The sequence below is a fragment of the Sinimarinibacterium thermocellulolyticum genome, from assembly GCF_040327995.1.
GTDB lineage: Bacteria > Pseudomonadota > Gammaproteobacteria > Nevskiales > Nevskiaceae > Solimonas > Solimonas thermocellulolyticum.
On record NZ_JBEPIJ010000039.1, the window covers coordinates 1 to 3,928 of the forward strand.

General features: G+C 65.8%; 4 protein-coding genes and 1 pseudogene. All 5 read left to right on the top strand.

All coding sequences use genetic code 11. The features are described 5' to 3' along the window. Positions 1–129 precede the first annotated feature (129 nt). Positions 130–750, top strand: a pseudogene (locus ABSH63_RS15625) (acetyl-CoA C-acyltransferase); the annotation flags it as partial. Positions 751–761: 11 nt separating this feature from the next. Beyond that, positions 762–1,505: a 2-oxo acid dehydrogenase subunit E2 gene (locus ABSH63_RS15630; RefSeq protein ID WP_352891028.1), complete on the top strand. Its 744-nt coding sequence runs from the start codon at positions 762–764 to the stop codon at positions 1,503–1,505. A 78-nt stretch (positions 1,506–1,583) separates the two neighbouring features. Then, positions 1,584–2,243 carry a TetR/AcrR family transcriptional regulator gene (locus tag ABSH63_RS15635; protein ID WP_352891030.1) on the top strand — a complete coding sequence of 220 codons (660 nt, stop codon included), beginning with the start codon at positions 1,584–1,586 and terminating at the stop codon, positions 2,241–2,243. 144 nt (positions 2,244–2,387) lie between these two features. Further along, positions 2,388–3,131, top strand: a complete 744-nt coding sequence (locus ABSH63_RS15640) for an SDR family NAD(P)-dependent oxidoreductase (protein ID WP_352891032.1) — start codon at positions 2,388–2,390, stop codon at positions 3,129–3,131. Between the two features lie 14 nt (positions 3,132–3,145). Then, positions 3,146–3,826, top strand: a complete 681-nt coding sequence (locus ABSH63_RS15645) for an FAS1-like dehydratase domain-containing protein (protein ID WP_352891033.1) — start codon at positions 3,146–3,148, stop codon at positions 3,824–3,826. Positions 3,827–3,928 lie beyond the last annotated feature (102 nt).

The following is a 3,928-nucleotide window of genomic DNA, read 5'->3' on the forward strand; positions in this document are numbered from 1 at the left end:
GCACGACTACAACCACGAGATCCCGCACGAGTCACTACGCGATCTCACGCCCGTCGAATACCGACTTCACCACCACCCCGAGACCTCTAGTAATCCGTGGCACTAAACTGGGGGAGGCGACAGCTGCTGCTCGACAAGGACGTGTATCCGCGGCCCGACACCACACTCGAAGCGCTCGCGGCGCTGCAACCGGCCTTCGCGCAGATCGCCGATATGCCGCTCGACAAGGACGGCACCACCTTCCGCAAGCTGATCAACCGGGTCTATCCGGACCTGAAGATCGAGCCGGTGCATCACGCCGGTACATCGTCGGGGAACGTCGACGGCGCTGCCGCGCTGCTGCTCGCGTCGGAGGACTATGCGCGCCGGCGCGGCCTGAAGCCACGTGCGCGCGTCGTCGCCAGCGCCAACGTCGGTGACGATCCGACACTGATGCTCAACGCGCCGGTGCCGGCTGCGCGCAAGGTTTTGGCCAAGGCGGGGCTGTCGGTCAAGGACATCGACCTGTGGGAGGTCAACGAGGCCTTCGCCGTGGTCGTCGAGAAGTTCATCCGCGACCTCGACATCGACCGCGAGAAGATCAACGTCAACGGTGGCGCGATCGCGCTCGGTCATCCGATCGGGGCGACCGGAGCGATGCTGATCGGCACCGCCCTGGACGAACTCGAGCGCCGCGACGCGAAGCGCGCGCTGGTGACGATGTGCGCGGCCGGCGGCATGGCGCCGGCGATCATCATCGAGCGTGTGTAGGCGGCGTGCGCATGAGCGACAAGAACGGCATGCTCCCGTGGCCGGCGGACGACCTGTCGAGCTACGGTCCGGTCCAGACACAGCCGCTGGGCAAGATCCAGCACTTCGTCGGCCGCGTGATGCAGCGTAACTGGAGCCTGATTCCGCACGTCACGCATCACGACGACGCCGACATCACCGCTTTTGAGCAGCGGCGCAAGGCCTGGAACGCGGCCAATCCCGAGCGCAAGCGCTCGCTGCTCGCGGCGCTGGTCAAGGTGTCGGTCGCGGCGCTGCAGCGCTATCCGCGCTTCAACAGTGCGCTGTCGGCCGACGGCAAGACGCTGACCACACGCCGCTACTACCACATCGGCATCGCCGTCGACGTGCCTGCCGGCCTTTTGGTGCCCGTGTTGCGTGACTGCGATGCCAAGGACATCGATGCAATCAACGATGAGATCGCGCGCATCTCGGAAAAGGCGCGCACCAAGGGTTTGGCGATGGCCGAGATGTCCGGTGGCTGTTTCACGCTGTCGTCGCTGGGCCACATCGGCGGTACCGGCTTCACGCCGATCATCAATGCGCCGGAGGTGGCGATCCTCGGCATCTGCCGCACACGCAGCGTGTTCCTTCCGGATGCGCAGGGCCAGCCAGTGCTGCGCCAACTCTTGCCGCTGTCGCTGAGCTACGACCACCGCGTGATCAACGGTGCCGACGCCGCGCGTTTCGTGCGCGCCATCGCCGACGGTCTGGAGCGCTACGACTTCGACAATTGAACGGGCGGTTGGCAAATCGTTTGCGCGTCCCACAGAATGCCGGCCGACGCCGAGTGTTCAACGGAGACGACGAACGATATGCGTAGAAGCAAGCGGGACCCTGACGGCACGCGTGCCGCCATCTTGCAAGCCGCCGGCAAGCTCTTGGCACAGGATGGTCCGGAAGGTCTGAGCGTATCGCAGGTGGCGCAGCTCGCCGGGGTCAATCGCGGTACGGCCTATCAACACTTTCCCAGCCGCGAATCGCTGCTGGCGGCCACCACCGCCTGGGTCAGCGACCAGTTGCGCCGCGCCGTTTTCGGGGACGAGCAGCACCGCCAGAGCGCGCCGGGCGCCATGGATCCGATGCGCATGACCGAACAGATGGCCACGTTCGCAATGGAGAACCCGGAGTTCGGACGTGTTTGGCTGTTCGAGGTACTCAGTTCGAGCAAACCGACCAATGACCCGTTCTGGAACGAGTTCCGCAGCCAGTTCGAGCAGTTCGCGAAATCCGATCTTGCGCAGCCGGGCATCGACGTCGAGGTGCACGCGGTGATCATGCTGATCGGCACCTTTCTGTGGCCGGTGTTCGCGCGTGCGCATTCGCGCACCGCCAAGGAGCGCCAGCAGATGGCCAAGCGTTTTTCCAACGAGATGCTGCGCCTGAGCCTGCACGGGACGATGCGGCCGGAGAAGTTTCCGGAACTCAGCGCCAAGGTCGACAAGGCCGTCGGCATACGCAAGAGGACGAAGTAGCGCTCGCCGGCACGTCTGTGCAGCGGGCGACTGTACGGCCGACACCCGCAGTCAACAACAGTGTTGACGATGCCCTGGTGCTGATTTAGCGTTCCCGAGTCACATTCGTTGGCCGTAGGCGGCCACGCACGAGGAGCGCGCAGCATGTCACTGGCAGGCAGGAATGCCGTCGTCACCGGCGCGGCATCGGGTATCGGTCTGGCGGCCGCACGACGGCTGGCGCAGGCCGGCGCGGCCGTCGCCATCTGGGATCTCAACGAGGCCGGTGCGCAGGCCGCCGCCGCGGCGCTGGTCGAGCAAGGTAACCGCGCCATCGCTGCGCGCGTCGACGTGTCCAAGCGCAGCGACGTCGACGCCGCGGCGAAGCAGGCGCGCGAGCAGCTCGGACCGATCACCATTTTGGTCAACAACGCCGGCATTTCGGCGTTCACCCCGTTCCTGGAGATCACAGAGGAACTCTGGGACCGGATCATGACGGTCAACCTCAAGAGCGTGCTGCTTTGCACGCAGGCGCTGCTGCCCGACATGCTCGCGGCCAAGTGGGGGCGTATCGTCAACGTCTCGTCGTCGAGTGCGCAGACCGGCGCGGCGAGCATGGTCCACTACGCGGCGTCCAAGGGCGGCGTGATCGCGTTCACCAAGGCACTCGCCCAAGAGTTGGCGGCGACCGGCGTCACCGTCAACAACGTGCCGCCGGGTTTCGTCGACACGCCGATGCTGCGCGAACAGCTCAAGGATCGGGTCGACGCGATCGCCGCGGCCTCGCCGATGAAACGGCCCGGGCGCCCCGAGGACATGGCCGCCGCGATCGCGTTTCTGGCATCGGAAGAAGCCGGCTACATCACCGGGCACACGCTGAGCGTCAACGGCGGCCGCTACTCGAACTGACCACGGACGACACCATGGGCGACAGGATTCTCGACTGCTCCGACATCGACCGCTATCTCGGCAAGCCGATGCAGCCGGCACGCATGCGTGACCCGGTGGCGCCCAATGACATCCGCCGCTGGGCGCAGGGCATGCACTACCCGAACCGGCTGCACTACGACGATGATTTCGCCGCGGAGAGTCGCTTCGGGCGCCTGGTCGCGCCGCAGTCCTTCGCGGTGGCGATGGACTACGGACACGGCTGCCATCCGGCCGGCGTCGGCAAGATCCCCGGCTCGCATCTGATTTTCGGCGGCGAGGAATGGTGGTTCTTCGGTTCGCTGATCCGTCCCGGGGACAAGCTGTTCCAGCAGCGCCGTTTCGACGGCTACGACGTCAAGGACACCAGCTTCGCCGGTCCCACCGTGTTCCAGCGCGGCGATACCGAGCACCGCAACCAGCACGGCGTGCTGGTCGCGCGCGAACGTGCAACGGCGATCCGCTATCTGATCGCCGAGGCGAATCGGCGCGGTGTGTTCGGCAAAGAGAGAGCCACACCCAAGCGCTGGGACAAGCAGGAACTGGCGGAGATCCACGAGCTGCGCCTCTCATGGATCCTGTCGAACCGCGAGGGCCGCTCGCCGAGATGGGCGGACGTGCAGGTCGGTGACAAACTGCCGCGCCGCGTGATCGGCCTGTCGCCTCCCCCAGTTTAGTGCCACGGATTACTAGAGGTCTCGGGGTGGTGGTGAAGTCGGTATTCGACGGGCGTGAGATCGCGTAGTGACTCGTGCGGGATCTCGTGGTTGTAGTCGTGC